At 66.2% G+C, this 15,155-nt stretch carries 13 protein-coding genes; 4 read left to right on the forward strand and 9 right to left on the reverse strand.

The window, feature by feature from the left end; genetic code table 11:
* Positions 1-8: 8 nt before the first annotated feature.
* On the forward strand, positions 9-1,028 hold the full coding sequence (locus F757_RS0117225) for a helix-turn-helix domain-containing protein (RefSeq protein ID WP_027212478.1): 1,020 nt from the start codon (positions 9-11) through the stop codon (positions 1,026-1,028).
* 267 nt (positions 1,029-1,295) lie between these two features.
* On the opposite strand, the gene F757_RS0117230 is transcribed toward F757_RS0117225, so the two are convergent.
* The 6 genes from F757_RS0117230 to F757_RS0117255 form a co-directional block, all read right to left on the reverse strand.
* A complete protein-coding gene (locus tag F757_RS0117230; RefSeq protein WP_027212479.1) occupies positions 1,296-2,030 on the reverse strand; it encodes a CoxG family protein in 735 nt (244 codons plus the stop codon).
* A gap of 31 nt (positions 2,031-2,061) precedes the next feature.
* Complete coding sequence (locus F757_RS0117235; protein ID WP_027212480.1) at positions 2,062-2,454, reverse strand: DUF427 domain-containing protein; 393 nt, start codon at positions 2,452-2,454, stop codon at positions 2,062-2,064.
* 127 nt (positions 2,455-2,581) lie between these two features.
* Positions 2,582-3,079 (reverse strand): hypothetical protein, encoded by a 498-nt coding sequence (locus tag F757_RS0117240; protein ID WP_027212481.1) that lies wholly within the window; start codon positions 3,077-3,079, stop codon positions 2,582-2,584.
* Positions 3,080-3,342: 263 nt separating this feature from the next.
* Positions 3,343-4,851 carry a DegQ family serine endoprotease gene (locus F757_RS0117245; RefSeq protein ID WP_027212482.1) on the reverse strand — a complete coding sequence of 503 codons (1,509 nt, stop codon included), beginning with the start codon at positions 4,849-4,851 and terminating at the stop codon, positions 3,343-3,345.
* 153 nt (positions 4,852-5,004) lie between these two features.
* Complete coding sequence (locus F757_RS0117250) at positions 5,005-6,306, reverse strand: ATP-binding protein (protein WP_027212483.1); 1,302 nt, start codon at positions 6,304-6,306, stop codon at positions 5,005-5,007.
* A 4-nt stretch (positions 6,307-6,310) separates the two neighbouring features.
* The gene (locus F757_RS0117255; RefSeq protein WP_027212484.1) at positions 6,311-6,973 is read right to left on the reverse strand and encodes a response regulator; all 663 of its coding nucleotides are present in this window, start codon (positions 6,971-6,973) and stop codon (positions 6,311-6,313) included.
* A gap of 539 nt (positions 6,974-7,512) precedes the next feature.
* On the opposite strand from F757_RS0117255, the gene dacB reads away from it, so the two are divergent.
* The 3 genes from dacB (at position 7,513) to F757_RS0117270 (ending at position 11,717) form a co-directional block, all read left to right on the forward strand.
* Positions 7,513-9,222, forward strand: a complete 1,710-nt coding sequence (dacB, locus tag F757_RS0117260) for a D-alanyl-D-alanine carboxypeptidase/D-alanyl-D-alanine endopeptidase (protein WP_027212485.1) — start codon at positions 7,513-7,515, stop codon at positions 9,220-9,222.
* A gap of 157 nt (positions 9,223-9,379) precedes the next feature.
* Complete coding sequence (locus F757_RS33715) at positions 9,380-10,381, forward strand: sterol desaturase family protein (RefSeq protein WP_035467021.1); 1,002 nt, start codon at positions 9,380-9,382, stop codon at positions 10,379-10,381.
* An 82-nt stretch (positions 10,382-10,463) separates the two neighbouring features.
* Positions 10,464-11,717, forward strand: coding sequence for an SGNH/GDSL hydrolase family protein (locus tag F757_RS0117270; RefSeq protein ID WP_027212486.1), 1,254 nt, complete (start codon positions 10,464-10,466; stop codon positions 11,715-11,717).
* 370 nt (positions 11,718-12,087) lie between these two features.
* On the opposite strand, the gene F757_RS0117275 is transcribed toward F757_RS0117270, so the two are convergent.
* The 3 genes from F757_RS0117275 to purE all read right to left on the reverse strand — a co-directional run bounded on the left by F757_RS0117275 (position 12,088) and on the right by purE (position 15,079).
* Positions 12,088-13,161 (reverse strand): L-threonylcarbamoyladenylate synthase, encoded by a 1,074-nt coding sequence (locus F757_RS0117275; protein ID WP_027212487.1) that lies wholly within the window; start codon positions 13,159-13,161, stop codon positions 12,088-12,090.
* A 10-nt stretch (positions 13,162-13,171) separates the two neighbouring features.
* Positions 13,172-14,368, reverse strand: a complete 1,197-nt coding sequence (locus F757_RS0117280; RefSeq protein WP_027212488.1) for a 5-(carboxyamino)imidazole ribonucleotide synthase — start codon at positions 14,366-14,368, stop codon at positions 13,172-13,174.
* 192 nt (positions 14,369-14,560) lie between these two features.
* On the reverse strand, positions 14,561-15,079 hold the full coding sequence (purE, locus tag F757_RS0117285) for a 5-(carboxyamino)imidazole ribonucleotide mutase (RefSeq protein WP_027212489.1): 519 nt from the start codon (positions 15,077-15,079) through the stop codon (positions 14,561-14,563).
* Between the last annotated feature and the right edge of the window lie 76 nt (positions 15,080-15,155).

Here is a 15,155-nt window from a genome sequence, read left to right on the forward strand (position 1 = left end):
ACCGACTGATGGCCGTATCTACCGTATCTACCGTGTCCACAGCTTCCACCGCTGCTGCAACGCGCGTCACGCAGCCTTCGCACACCGTCGCCGTGATCGCCTTCGACCGCATCAGCCCCTTCCACCTGTCCGTGCCGTGCGTGGTTTTCGGCGAGGACCGCAGCGGTGGCGGCGTCCCGCATTTCGACTTTCGCGTCTGTGCAGCCGAAGCGGGGCCGCTCGCAACAACCGCGGGCTTTTCGATCGCCGTCACGCACGGTCTGGAAGCACTAGCGGACGCACACACGATCATCGTGCCGAGCTGGCGCGATCCGGACGAGCCGCCACCCGCTGCCTTACTCGACGCGCTGCGCGCGGCCCACGCGCGCGGCGCGCAACTCGTCGGCCTGTGCCTCGGCGCATTCGTGCTGGCCGCCGCCGGCATTCTGGACGACCGCCCGGCCTCGACGCACTGGGCGTGGGCCGACGACTTCGCGCGCCGCTACCCGCGCGTCAAGCTCGACCGCGACGTGCTGTATGTCGACGACGGCAATGTGCTGACATCGGCGGGCACGGCGGCAGGACTCGATTGCTGCCTGCACGTGCTGCGCAAGATGTGCGGCGCCGAGGTGGCGAATTTCGTCGCGCGCCGGCTGGTGGTGTCGCCGCACCGGCAAGGCGGGCAGGCGCAGTACATTCAGCAGCCGGTGCCGCAGAACCTCCGCGAAGACCGGCTCGCCGGGCTGCTCGACTGGGTGCGCGGCAACCTCGACGCGCCGCACACGCTCGACAGCCTCGCCGCGCGCGCGCTGATGAGCCGCCGCACCTTCACGCGACGCTTCCGGCTCGCGACCGGCACGACGGTTGGCGCATGGCTGCTCGCGCAGCGGCTCGGGCGCGCGCAACAGTTGCTCGAGAGCACGGGCGAGTCAGTGGAGGCGATTGCCGGCATTGCCGGATTCGGGTCGGCGGCTTCGTTGCGCCAGCATTTTGCCGAGGCGTTTCGCACGTCGCCCTCGGCGTGGCGCAGGGAGTTCCGCGGGGGATGACGCGCGCAATGCAGATAGATGACGCAGAGGCGCCGCGAAGTTGCCGCGAGCGGGTGAAGGCGAGAGCGTGAAGGCGACCTCAGGTCGGCCGTCATAGAAGTGACTAGCGTTAAAAGGAAGTGCCACGAGCGCAAGCCGCGTCAGCAAACGCGGTCCTCGGCATCCCACTCCAGCGACGCAATTTCGTAGCCCATCACCGCGATTTCGTAGTCGCGCTGACGCGACAGTCCTCCTCAGTTGCGGGGCGACCCCGCGCCCGGCATCCGCTCAGCGCTCGCTGATCCAGCGCGCCACATACAGCAGCAGCGCGACAAGAAAAATCATCGCCGCCCAGGCCCAGTAGGGCACCGCATGCGGAGCAGGTTCAGGGTGCGAGACGCCGTGCGAGACACTCGCCGCCCGCCCGCCGTGCGCGCCGCTGTGTTCGGCGCGCGTGCGTCGCGCGATGCCGCCCAGCGTGATGGGCCGCAGAAAGACATGCTGACGGCGCGCCGCTGAACCGCGCGCGCGATTCGGCCCTTGCCCATGCTTTGCACGCACGACCGCACTAAACTCGGCGAAAAAATCGTCCGCCAGTTGGCGAAGCGCGTTTTCGAGCTGGCGCGGGGGCAGTTGCGCGAGCGGTCCGGACGACGCCGCCCAGATCGTGTAGTCGATCCGCGTGCTGCGCTCCCTGCCGACCGCCGCGCCTTCTTCCGGACGCAGACGCACTTCGATCTGGCCGCGCAGCGAGCCGACACCTTCGGCGCGCGCCTTGAAGTTGATGGTGCGGCGCTCGGCATCGGCCGGGCCCGAATCCTGGCCGGCCACATGCGCGCGCGCCTCGTAACGCGCGCGCAGCGGCCCGAGCGGGACTGTCAGCGTGAGGGCGTATTCACCGTGAGAAAGGCGTGTGAACGACTCGCAATTGTCGAGGCTGGCGCGCAACAGCGCGAGGTCTTGCAACGCGCCCCATACATCGGACGGCGCAAGTGGAATCCGTAACGCGTCGTTCAGTTCCATCTGAGCCTCCCGGTGAACGCGCGACATCGAATCAGGATGTCTGATCGATGCGGTCGACGCGCGATGAGTAGAACGCCAGATAGCCCTTGATTCTTGCCACCGACTCGAACGGCGTCTCGTAGCTCCATACTGCGTTTTCGATCAGGCCGTCTTCGGTCAGCAGGTGGAAGTACGACGCGTCGCCTTTGAAAGGGCAATGCGTGCTGTGCGTCGAGCGTTCGAGGCGCGCCATGTTCACGTCCTCGCGTGGAAAGTAGAACACGTCGGGCAGACCGGTTTCGCTCAGGGTCAGCGCCGCGTGCGTGTCGGCCATCGTGACGCCGCCGTGGATCACCCGCACGCGGTGATCGTTGCCGCTGATCGCGATAGTGTGCCCGCCAGCGGATTTCGCGGGGCTTGCGTGAGGTGTCAAGGCATCGTCCATGTCTCGGCTCCGTGAAAGTGTGCGCTGGTGCAAACAGCAAAGCCACGGGACAGACCCGTGGCTTCATTATCGGCCAAAGTTCCGGCGATTGCGCGGCCTCCATGCCGATGCGCGGCCGGCTTCGGGTTTACTGGGTGTTCCAGTGGAAGGCCGCTTTGGCCGTGCCCTTCCCCGGCACCGTCAGTGCCTTGGACTGATCGCGATCCTTGTACGACGCATGCACCGTGTAGCGGCCGGGCCGCAGCTTCACGAGCATGTACGGTCCGCGCGAGGTGGTGTTCAGTACCTCGCCGTTGTGGGCGTCGACAACCCGCACGTGGACGTCCGAGAGATAGTCCGAGCCGGGTCCCGTGAAGCGCAGTGACAGCGGCCACTGGCTTTGCGCCTGCTGCAGCGCCTTGGATTCGTCGAGACCGACGCCGCCCGAGACGAACGAGACGTCGCCTTGCTGCTGGATTTGCGGCAGACCGCCACCGTTGACGTTGCCAGCGCTCGTCTGGTCAGTGGTGGTGCCGCCGGTGACTTCGCTCGCCTGCTGCGCGTACGCGCCGCCCACCAGACCGAGAGTGAGCGCCACGCTGGCCGCGGCGGCTACGATCTTTCGCTGAGTGCGTTCGTTTTTCATCGGTTTGCTCCTTATTGACATCTTTAGCCCGGCGCTCGTTCGAACGACGGGACTCAGGATTGATGCAACCTGCGTGCCACGCGGCCGGGCACCCACCTTCCACCGGCCTGGCAACGTCTACGAGGCCCGCCGCCTGCCGCAAGGCGCCTGCCCTGCGGTGCCGGTCGGAAAGAAAAATGCCGGTCTGTCTGCAGTATGTGCAAACAGACCGGCAAGCCTTACTTCATCCGCGTTGTTTAAGCGGATTTCAACTCGCGGGATGGTCAGCCGAGATCCACCGGCACGAAAATCTGCGAGTTATCGCGCTGGATCAGCAACGCGATGCTGTTGCCCGCGCCCGCGATCATCTGTTTTAACTGGTCGACGCTCGTGACCGGCCGGCCGTTGACCGCCAGGATCACGTCGCCCGGCTGAATGCCCGCATTTTCCGCGGCGCCGCCCGACTGCTGCACCAGCAGGCCGTGCGAGATCGAAGCGCTGCTCTTTTCTTCCGGTGTCAGCGGACGCACGGCCACGCCGAGACGCCCTTGTAGTTCCATCGGCTTATCGGTCTTGTCGGAGGCAAGTTTGCCGTCCGACAACGAGCCGATCGTCACCTTCAGGTCCTTCGTGCCCTTGTCGCGCCATACCTGCACGGTTGCCGCGCTGCCAGGCGCGAGACCCGCGATCTGCGAGGGCAGCGCCGAAGAGTCGGTCACCGGCTCGCCGTTCACGGAGAGAATCACGTCGCCGGGTTGCAGGCCCGCCTTGGCTGCCGGACCGTCCCGATCCACCGAGCTGACGAGCGCGCCTTGCGGCTTCTGCATTCCGAATGAGTTCGCGAGGGTCTGGTTCATGCCCTGCACTGCGACGCCGAGCCGCCCGCGGCGCACGTGGCCCGTCTTGACGATGTCGTCCTTCACCTTGATTGCCTCATTGATCGGGATTGCGAACGAAAGTCCCTGGAAGCCGCCGGTCTGCGAATAGATCATCGAGTTGATGCCGATCACCTCGCCTTGCAGATTGAAGAGCGGCCCGCCCGAGTTGCCCGGGTTCACCGGCACGTCGGTCTGAATGAACGGCGTGTAGTTTTCGTTCGGCAAAGAACGCGACTTCGCGCTGATGATGCCGGAGGTCACGGTATTGTCGAAGCCGTAGGGCGAACCGATCGCGACGACCCACTGCCCCACCTTGCTCTGACGCGGATCGCCTATCTTCACGATGGGCAGATTGCTCGCGTCGATTTTCAGCACGGCCACGTCGGACTGCTTGTCGGCGCCGACCACTTTGGCCTTGAATTCGCGCTTGTCGGTGAGCTTGACGGTCACGATGTTCGCGCCGTCCACCACGTGCGCGTTGGTCAGGATATAGCCGTCGCTGCTGACGATGAAGCCCGAGCCCAGGCTCGCGCTCGGCTGATCGGGCACGTCGCCGCCATCGCCGCCTTGCATGCCTGGCATACCGCCGAAGAAGTGCTTGTAGAACTGGTAGAACGGATCGCTCGGGTCGATCGGCAACTGATTGCCGCCCATGCCGCCATTGCCGCGCAGCGCCGCGCGCTTCACGACATGCTTCGCGCTGATGTTGACGACGGCCGGCCCATACGTCTCGACGAGGCCGGAGAAGTCGGGAATGCCCGTTTTGGCGGCGGCTTCGGCGGGCATCATCGCGGCTTGCGCCGGCGAGATCACCTGCGGCGCCGGCAAGTCGCGATGGCCCGCCACATAGCCGGCGGAAAGCGCTACGGCGACAGCGGCTGCGACAGCGCTGCGGGACAAGGTTTTCGCGTTCATCGTGTGCTCCTGACTGGAGAAAGAGACTTGGATGTCAGGAAGCGTAAGGGGCATCGCTTAAAAGAGTCTTAAGCAGCGACAGATCCCCCTCTCGACGCGTTTAGCCCTTGTTTAAAGCACTTTTTCTTCGAAAGGAAATTGAAACGTTCGGGCTCAGAACCGCACGGTGACTTCGAGCCCACCGGCCGACGATTCGTCGAGCGACACCGTCGCATGATGCTGGGTTGCGATGCGCCGCACGATGGCAAGGCCCAGGCCGCTGCCCGCCACGTCCGTGCGCACACGATTTTCGCCGGCACCCGCGCGGTAGAAGCGGTCGAACACGCGGTCGCGCTCAGCGGGCTCGATGCCAGGTCCGCTGTCGGCGATGCGCACCACCGGATGCCCGTCTTCGACATGCAGGCTGACGTCGACGCATCCACCGCGCGGCGTGTACTTGGTTGCGTTGTCAACGAGGTTGTTGAACATGACGCCCAACGACTCCGGATCGCCGATCACGGTCGCCGCCTCGCTCGCCTCGATGCCGAGATCGACGCCGCGATTTTGCGCGAGCGGCGCATAGGCGAGCACGCAGTCCGAGAGCAACGCGCGCAGCTCGACGGCATCGGTCACGGCGAGCCCGTCGGGCTCGGAGCGCGCGAGCGCGAGCAGTTGCTCGGCGAGGCGCGTGGCACGCGTCACGCCGGCTTGTAGATCGGCGAGCGCTTCGTCGCGCGCGGCGTCGTCTTTCGCGCGCGCAACCAGTTGCGCCTGAATCTGCACGGCCGCGAGCGGCGTGCGCAGTTCGTGTGCTGCGTCCGCAACAAACGCCTTCTGGATGTCGAGGGCAGTAGCGAGCCGCTGCAACAGTCCGTTCAGCGCACGCACGAGCGGCTGCACCTCGAGCGGCAGACGCTGGTCGGGCAATGGATCGAGCGCTTCTGGATGCCGCGAGTCGAGCGCGCTCGTCACGCGCCGCAGAGGGCGCAGCCCGCGTCCGATCACCAGCCACACCGCGAGCCCGAGCACCGGCAGCAGCACGATCAACGGCCACAGCGTGCGCAAGGCGACGTCGGCGGCAAGCCGGTTGCGCACCGAAAGCGGCTGCGCCAGCTGCACGACGTTATCGCCGACAATCGCACCGTACACGCGCCAGTCGCCGCGTTCCGTGTGTTCGGTCGAGAACCCCAGTTCGGCGCGCGGCGCGAGCGGCGCGCGGGGCCGCGAGTAGTACATGAGCACGCCGTTGCGATTCCAGATTTGCAGCACGATGCCCTCGTCGCCCGTATCGCGCGAACCCAGCACCTGCGAGAACGGTTCGGACGGCAACGCCGCCGCGATCTGTTCCAACTGGTAATCGAACAGCTCGTTGGCTTCGGCGAGCGCCTGGCGATAGATCAGCCAGCCCGCAATGCCGACGCCCAGCAGCACGAGCGCAAGCAGCCACACCAGCAATTGACGGCGGATGGATCGCATCGGCTCAAGCTTCCTTCGCGATCATGTAGCCGAGCCCGCGTACATTGCGGATGAGGTCCGCGCCGAGTTTTTTGCGCAGCGCGTGAATATAGACTTCGACGGTATTGCTGCCGATCTCCTCGCCCCAGCCGTACATTTTTTCCTCGAGCTGGCTCTTCGAGAGCACTGCGCCCGGCCGCGCGAGGAGCGCCTCCAGCAGCGCAAACTCGCGCGCGGACAGGGCCACCGGCGCGCCTTCGAGCGTCACCTGATGTGACGCTGGGTCGAGCGTCAGCTTGCCGTGGCGGATGGTCGAATCGCTGCGGCCCGACTGGCGGCGGATCAACGCCCGCATGCGCGCGCCGAGTTCGTCGAGATCGAATGGCTTGACGAGGTAATCGTCCGCACCGGCGTCGAGGCCCTTCACCCGGTCAGCCACCGCGTCGCGCGCCGTGACGATCAACACCGGCAGAGCATGGCCGCGCGCGCGCAGCGCGCGCAACACGTCCAGACCGTCGCGTTTGGGCAGCCCGAGGTCGAGCAGCACCAGATCGTACGGCTGGCTCGTCGCGGCGCTGAGCGCCGCTTCGCCGTCTTCCACCCAGTCGACCGCGAAGCCCTCCCCGCGCAGCGCCTTGCGCACGCCTTCCGCAATCATCCGGTCGTCTTCGACTAGCAAGATGCGCATGGTCACGTTTTCCTTACATTCGATGATGCCGCATTCTAGCGCCCGCCCCGCTCTGCGCGCCGGATGACGCCGCGGTGTGACGCTGCCGTGTGAACTCGCCGTGTGACGCCGCCGTGTGACCCTATGACCCGTGTGGCGCTTTTATCACCGCGGGCCGGCGGCATGTCACTACAATGGGCGCTTTGCGTTGCGCGGCGCTTTGGGAGTTCGAGCGCGGCTATGCCCGCGAGCCTCTGGCCCCGCGGGTGATTCGCTCGCTGCGCCCGATGTCGCTCGCGCACAGGCGCGAACGGCCAGCGCCGCGCTTTGCCAGCTTGCCAGCTTGCCGGGTTCGCCGTCTTTGTCGTATTCGCCGTCTTTGCCGTCTTCACTGCGCTTGCCGCGCGTGCTGCATTTGCTACATTTGCCGCGGCGAACCGCGCAACAGATTTACAAATGGCCCTTACCGACAGTTGCTGTGCGGCCCTTTCACGCTTTGTCTTCACCGCTTTGAATTGCCGCGTGCCCCACGCCCCGATATTTTGCTCTCTCGCCCGTTCATGACGCACGCTTTCCTGTCTTCCGTCGCACGCCATCTTCGTCACGCGGCGCTGCATTTACGCGCAACCGCCGCTTTCACCGCCGCTTTCACCGCTTTCCCGACTGACGTCGGCGCTCCGATGTCGCCGCGCAGCCGCGCGTCCCGCGCGTGCGCGCGGCTCGTCGTGTGCGCCGCGCTTGCCGGCGCGGCATGCCTGCCGGTTGCCGCCGACGCGCGCGTCAAGGCCACGCATCCGGGCGTGAACGTCAGCACCGTGTTGCCGCAGTCGGTGATGCTCGGCTTGCAGCGCGCGCACGTGCCCCTGTCGTCGGTCAGCGTGGTCGTCGAGAAGGTCGGCGACCGCACACCGATCGTCGCATTGAACGCGGGCAAGCCGATGATGCCCGCGTCGACGATGAAACTCGTCACCACCTACGCCGGCCTGTCGATTCTCGGCCCCGACTACCGCTGGCGCACCAGCGCCTATGCCGACGGCACGCTCGACGCCAACGGCGTGCTGCACGGCAATCTGTACATTCAGGGCACGGGCGATCCGAAGCTCGTGCCGGAGGAACTGATCGACCTCGTGCAGAAGATTCACAAGGCGGGCATTCGCGGCATAGACGGCGCGCTCGTGCTCGACAAGCGCTACTTCGATGCGTCGACGCGCGACCTGCCCGCCTTCGACGACGACACCAGCGCGCCGTACAACGTCGGTCCGGATCCGCTGCTGTACGCGTTCAAATCGCTGTCGTTCACGCTCACGCCGTCGCCGGACGGCACGGTCGCCATCGACGTGCTGCCCGCGCTCGCGCAGCTGCAAATCGACAATCAGATGCGCGCGGTCAACGGCCCTTGCCGCGGTGAAGGGGCTTCGATCTCGCCCGCCGTCACGCCGACACCGAACGGCACGGTCGTCGCCTCGTTTGCCGGCGACTATCCGGTGCGCTGCGGCCCGCGCACGGTCAACGTCGCGGTGCTCGATCATTCGGCGTTCTTCGCGGGCGGCTTTCTCGCGCTGTGGCAGCAGACCGGCGGCACCTTCAGCGGGGCAACGCGCGAAGGCGCGGTGCCGGTCGGCGCGAAACTGGTGGCCACGCATCAGGGGCCGCTGCTGTCGGACATCGTTCGCGACATCAACAAGTTCAGCAACAACACGATGGCGCGCAACCTGTTCCTCACAATCGGCGCGGCCGAGGAAAAGCCGCCCGCCACGCCCGCCAAATCCGTGCGCGCGATCGAGGCGTTCCTGCGCCGCGACAGCGTCGAGATGCAATACCTGTCGCTCGACAACGGCTCGGGACTATCGCGCGACGAGCATCTCACCGCGCTCTCGCTCGCCGACCTCCTGCAACGGGCCAACGCGAGCCCGGTGGCTCAGGTGTTCGTGCAGTCGCTGCCGATTGCCGGCGTCGACGGCACCATGCGCAACCGTCTCACCAATCAGGGCGCGGGCGGCAACGCGCAGATCAAGACCGGCACGCTGCGCGACGTGCGGGCGATTGCAGGCTACGTGGCATCGGCTGACGGCAACAGCTATGTCGTGGTGAGCTTCATCAACGATCCGCACTCCGAAGCTGCGCGCGCCGCGCACGACGCGCTGCTCGAATGGGTCTACCAAGGACCGACCACGGGCTTTACCACTGTCTCGGCGCCCGCCGCCGAAAAGGCGAGCGCTGCACCGCGCGCCAAGCCCAGGAAAAACCCGCGCAAGCGCGACGCCCATTGAGGATTCCTTCTAACGAAGGCCGCGCGCGGCACGCGCTTAACCGTGTACGCTGTCGGGCAGTGTTCGAGCCGCGTGGCGCGCTCGAACCATAACAAAAACCCACGACAGAACACCGCGGCATGTCCCGCGGCGGCAAGGGACCACGGAGGAAGACACCATGCAATTCGATGCCGAATTGCTGCTGCTCGCCATGGCGCCAGTCTTTCTCGCATGTATCGGCTGGGAGGCGTGGCACCTGCGGCGAACGCGCCCCGGCGCGGCACTCTACAGCTGGCGCGACACGCTCTGCAATGCGGCGCTCGCGCTATTGCAGCAAGCGGCCGACAAGCTCGCGTGGCTCGCCATCGTCCCCGTCTATGCGTTTTTCTACGACCACTACCGCGTGCATACATGGCAAGCGGGTTGGCTCTCGTTCGCCGTGCTTTTCGTTGCACAGGATTTGCTCTACTACGTGTTTCACCGTTGCAGCCATCGGGTGCGCTGGCTGTGGGCCGCGCATGTCGTGCACCACTCGTCGGAGCGGCTGAATTTCTCGACCGCGTTCAGGCAAAGCCTCATGTATCCGCTCGCCGGCATGTGGCTCTTCTGGGTGCCGCTCGCCGTGCTCGGATTTCCGCCCAAGCAGATCGTGGCAATCGTGCTGATCAACCTGGGCTTCCAGTTTTTCGTGCATACCCAGGTGGTCCGCAAGTTCAGCGGTAGGTTTGCCTGGGTCGAATATGTGTTCAATACGCCGTCCATCCATCGCGTGCATCACGCGCGCAACGATCGCTACATTGACCGCAACTATGCGGGCGTGCTCGTGATCTGGGACCGGCTATTCGGCACCTACGTCGACGAAGATCCGCGCGAGCCGCCCGTCTACGGCATCGTCGAGCCGCTTCATACGTACAACCCGCTGAAAGCGACGTTCCACGAATGGGCGTCGATGGCGCACGACTTCGCGAACGCGCGCGGCGTGCCCGACAAACTGCGTGCACTCTTTGCTCCGCCTGCGTGGGCCGCCGGTTTTCACGCGCGGCGCATGGCGAGTGCGACGGCGGGCCCGGCGGCTCACTGCACGGCCGGCATGGCCGCTGCCGTGAGCACGCCGACGCAGACCGGCATCAACGACAACAACGATGTTCCAGCACGACGCAGACGTAGGAAGATTCTGTAAGCTGTCGTCACGCCGCCGACGCGGCGGACGCGGCCTGCAATACATGGCGCAAGGGCCAGACATACGAGGAGATGTAGCCAACATGAAGCAAACAGCATCGAGGAAACAGCATTGGTTGCGCGTCACGCAAATCGCCGCGGCTAGCGCCGCATTTGCGCTGCTCGCCGCTTGCGGCGGTGGCGGCGACGACAACAACAACTCGGCCAGCAGCACGCCGGCGGGCGGCGTGAAACTGCAGGTGGTCTCGTTCGGCGACAGCCTGTCGGATGTCGGCACGTACGCGCCGGTTATCCAGTCGAGCTTCGGCGGCGGCCGCTTCACGACCAACCCCGGTGAAGTATGGACGCAGAAGGTGGCAGCGTACTACGGCGACACCTTAAAGCCGGCCTACCTCGGCGGCTTCGGCCAGCCGCTCGTCTCGGCAGGCGGCTACGGTTATGCGCAGGGCGGCTCGGACGTCGTCAATGCTCAAGGCAAAGGCTGGGCGCCGAACAACATGGCTGCCACGACAGTGCCCATCGTGACTCAGGTCGCGAACTACCTGAATGCGCATAGCAGCTTCAACTCGAACCAGCTCGTGCTGGTGAACGGCGGCGCGAACGACATCTTCCAGTTCGCGGAAAACACCGCGAATCTGACAGCGCTCGGCACCGCGCTACAGACGCAATTCCCGCTGCTCGTGCAGGCCGGCACGCTGCCCAACACACAGGCAGGCCAGGTCGCGTTCATCGTCGGCTACCTGTCGAAACTGCCTAACCCGCAGGTAGCCCAAGCTGCCGCCCAGCTCGCCGCGCAAGTGAAGACCATTGTCAACTCGGGCGCGACCCATGTGGTGGTGTCGACCGTGCCCGACATCGGCAACACGCCGCTCGGCGTCGCCGCGAACGCAAGCACGCCGGGTTCGGCCGCGCTGCTGTCGGGCATCGCTGCAGCGTACAACTACATGTTCGTGCAGAACCTCACGGCGCTCGGCCTTCTCGGCACGGGCAAGGTGATCGTGGTCGATGCGTTCGCGTGGCAAGACCAGCAGTTGCCGAACTACAAGGCGCTTGGCTTCACGGTGTCGAACACCGGCACCGCCTGCAACCTCACCGCCATGCAGAGCAATGCGACCGCCTACGCCCGCGCCAATCCGAGCGCGACCAACGGGCTGACTCCGGAGCAGTATGGCGCCCAGTTCGGCTCCTCGCTGTTCTGCTCGCCGCAGACCTACACGGTGGCCGGCGCGGACCAGACCTATATGTTCGCGGACACCGTCCACCCGAGCACGCACATGCATGCGTTGTTCGCGCAGTACGTGCAGCAGCAGATCGCCGCGACCGGCCTCGGTAAATAAGCCGACAGCGGCCGCGCGGTGCGCGGTTTGAGTGCGCGGTTTCAACTGCGCCGTTTTGTCTGAGCGGCGTTGTCTGCTCGGCGTTGTCTGCTCGGCGTTGTCTGCTCGGCGTTGTCTGCTCGGCGTTGTCTGCTCGGCGTTGTCTGCTCGGCGTTGTCTGCTCGGCGTCGTCCGAGCGGCGTCGTCCGAGCGGCGTTGTCTGAGCGTTGTTGTCTGAGCGTTGTTGTCTGAGCGTTGTTGTCTGAGCGTGTTGAGTGCGCGGAAATTGAAAAACGCCTGGCTCGTCTGATCGACTCGGTCGATAGATAAGCCAGGCGTTTTCTATTGGACGCCAGTCACGCGCTGCCCGCGGAAAACTGCGTCGACGAGCTCAGGTCTGGCTTTGCGCCTCGAACGCCGCGGCGGCCCGGCCGAGCCGGTCGTTCACCGCGATCCATTCGATCGTGTCAGGCAGTTTCTCGATCAGAATACGCGCGACGTTCGCGCGATCCAGCGCCCGCAGCAAGCCGTACAGCTCGCGCGCGTAGACGTGCGGATCTTCGGGCGCGGCGATGAAATGCACGCCCTCGGCGTCGGCCCACTGGCCCGCTCGCGAGGCCCGCGCGACGAGCGCGACGCGCTCGCCGGCTGCACGTCCCGCCAGCAACGGCTCCAGCGCGTTGAACGGCAACAAAGCGAGCGGCGTGCGCGGCGCGTAGTGCGCCTTCAGCGTGCCGGAGGCGCGCGGCGCGGTGGCGTCGGAGCCGTCGGGCAGGCGCGGCGCTTCGCCGAGCACGTCGGCAATTTCTTGCGGCGTGACCCGGCCCGGCCGCAGCAACGCGGGAAACCCACGCGACAAGTCCAGAATGGTGGACTCTATGCCGACATCCGACGCGCCGCCGTCGAGCACATGAATCGCCGTGCCGAACTCGTCGCGCACATGCTGCGCGGTGGTCGGGCTCACGTGCCCAAACCGGTTCGCCGACGGCGCCGCCACGCCGCCATGCCCGCTGCGCAGCGCACTGAAAGCTTCCAGCAGCGCTTGGGCCACCGGGTGCGACGGACAACGCAAGCCGACGGAGTCCTGCCCGCCGCTGACCGCCGCCGGTATGCGCGCCGCCCGCTTCAGGATCAGCGTGAGCGGGCCGGGCCAGAACGCGTCGATCAGGCGCTGCGCCTCCTGGGGCAATTGCTCGACCCAGTAGCCGGGATCGCCCTGCGGCGCCAGATGCACGATCACCGGATGATTCGCCGGCCGGCCCTTCGCCGCATAGATGCGCGCGACGGCGTCCGGGTTCTGGGCGTCGCCACCCAGGCCGTAGACCGTCTCCGTGGGGAACGCGACGAGGCCGCCCGCGTCGAGCAGCGCCGCCGCATGCTCGATTTGCGCGACGGTGACGGGCAGCACGTTGGCGACGGCTTCCTGAGGAAGACCGGCCTGGCCGGAGTTCTGTCGATCGGGCATAGCGCGCGCGTCAGCTCGTGGGGATATGCAGGAGCCGCGCACAATCGCGCGCCGCCGTGCGTGCTTCTTCCAGCGACGCCGCCGTGAAGTTCACGTGACCCATCTTGCGTCCGCAGCGCGCCTCTTCCTTGCCGTACAGATGCAGACGCGCAGCCGGCATGGCCGCCACCTCGTGCCACGGCGGCGTGACCGACGCGCCCTTCGGGCCGTCCGGAAACCAGACATCGCCGAGAATGTTGAGCATGACGGCCGGCGAATGCTGGCGCGTGTCGCCAAGCGGCATGCCGGTCATTGCGCGCACCTGCTGTTCGAACTGGCTGGTCGCGCACGCGTCGACGGTGTAATGGCCCGAGTTGTGCGGACGCGGCGCCATTTCGTTGGCCACCAGCGAACCGTCTTCGAGAACGAAGAATTCGACGCACAGCACGCCCACATAGCCGAGCTTGCCGGCGATCTGCAGCGCGGCCTGCTGCGCCTGCTCGACGAGCGTCGGGCTCGCGTCCGGCGCGGGCACGATGGTGTGCGACAGCACGCCGTCGCGGTGCGTGTTCTGCGCCAGCGGATAAACCACCGACGCGCCGTTGGAGCCGCGCGCGATCAGCGCGGACACCTCGAACTTGAGCGGCAGGCGCTTTTCCAGCACGCACGGCACGCCGCCGAGCGACGCATGCGCCTCCCGCACTTCTTCCGCGTTGCGCACGCGCACCTGGCCTTTGCCGTCGTAACCCATGCGTGCCGTCTTGAGGATGCCGGGCAGCACCGCTTCGAGCTGCGCATCGCCGAGCGCGGCCAGCGCGTCTGACGACTCGATCACCACGTGCGGCGCAACCGTCACGCCCGACGACGCGATAAAGCGCTTTTCGGCGATACGATCCTGAGCCACGGCAACGCAGCGGCCCGCCGGACTCACGAACGTCGTCTTCGCGAGAAAGTCGAGGCTCGCGGCCGGAACGTTCTCGAATTCCGTCGACACCGCCGCGCACAGCCGCGCGAGTTCGGTCAACGACGCTTCGTCGTCGTAGGCCGCGCGCAAGTGGCGATCGGCAACTGCGCCCGCCGGGCTGCTTTCGTCCGGGTCGAGCACGGCGACGCGATAGCCCATTGCCTGCGCGGCAAAGCAGAACATGCGGCCGAGCTGGCCGCCACCGACCATGCCGAGCCATGCGCCGGGCAGAATCGGTGAAACCGGTGTGTTGTCTGGATTCATCTTGGTGGTCGGTCGCGGCCCGGCGTGCATGCAGTTCTGCAGCGGCACGCGCCTGGCCGGTAGTTCAGACAGGGAAGGTCCTGTCGCTATCGCTGATTGCGCCGCAGCCGGGTATCGCCCCGGCGTATCGCGCGCTTGTCCGGCCGGCGCTTTGGCCGAAGCCTGATCATCAGCACGTCTATCAAACCGGCCTTACAGCGCCGGCAACACCATTGCGCGAGCCGCTTCGTTCTGGCGAACCCGGAACGCCGCCAGCTTGTCCGCGTATTCCGCGCTCGTGCCGCTCAGTATCGATACGGCGAAGAGCGCCGCATTCGCCGCGCCCGCTTCGCCGATAGCAAAGGTTGCGACCGGCACGCCCTTGGGCATCTGCACAATTGAATGCAGCGAGTCGACGCCCTTCAGGTACTTGCTCGCCACCGGCACGCCGAGCACCGGCACCGTGGTCTTGGCCGCCAGCATGCCTGGCAGATGCGCCGCGCCGCCCGCGCCCGCAATGATCGCGCGGATGCCGCGCTCGCGCGCGCTTTCAGCATAGGCGAACATTTCGTCCGGCATGCGGTGCGCGGAAACGACCCGGGCTTCGTACGGCACGCCGAACTCCTGCAGAATCGCCACGGCGTTCTTCATGACTTCCCAGTCGGAACTGGAGCCCATCAGCACGCCGACAACCGGCGCGCCATGCGTATGGGCGGTTTGTGCTTCACTCATCTTGCGGCTTCCTGTTTGCGGCTTGCTGTTTGCGACTGGCTGTCCTGCAGCTTTCTGTTGCAATTGGCTGTTGCAG

The sequence above is a fragment of the Burkholderia sp. WSM2232 genome (genome assembly GCF_000472545.1).
Taxonomy (GTDB): domain Bacteria; phylum Pseudomonadota; class Gammaproteobacteria; order Burkholderiales; family Burkholderiaceae; genus Paraburkholderia.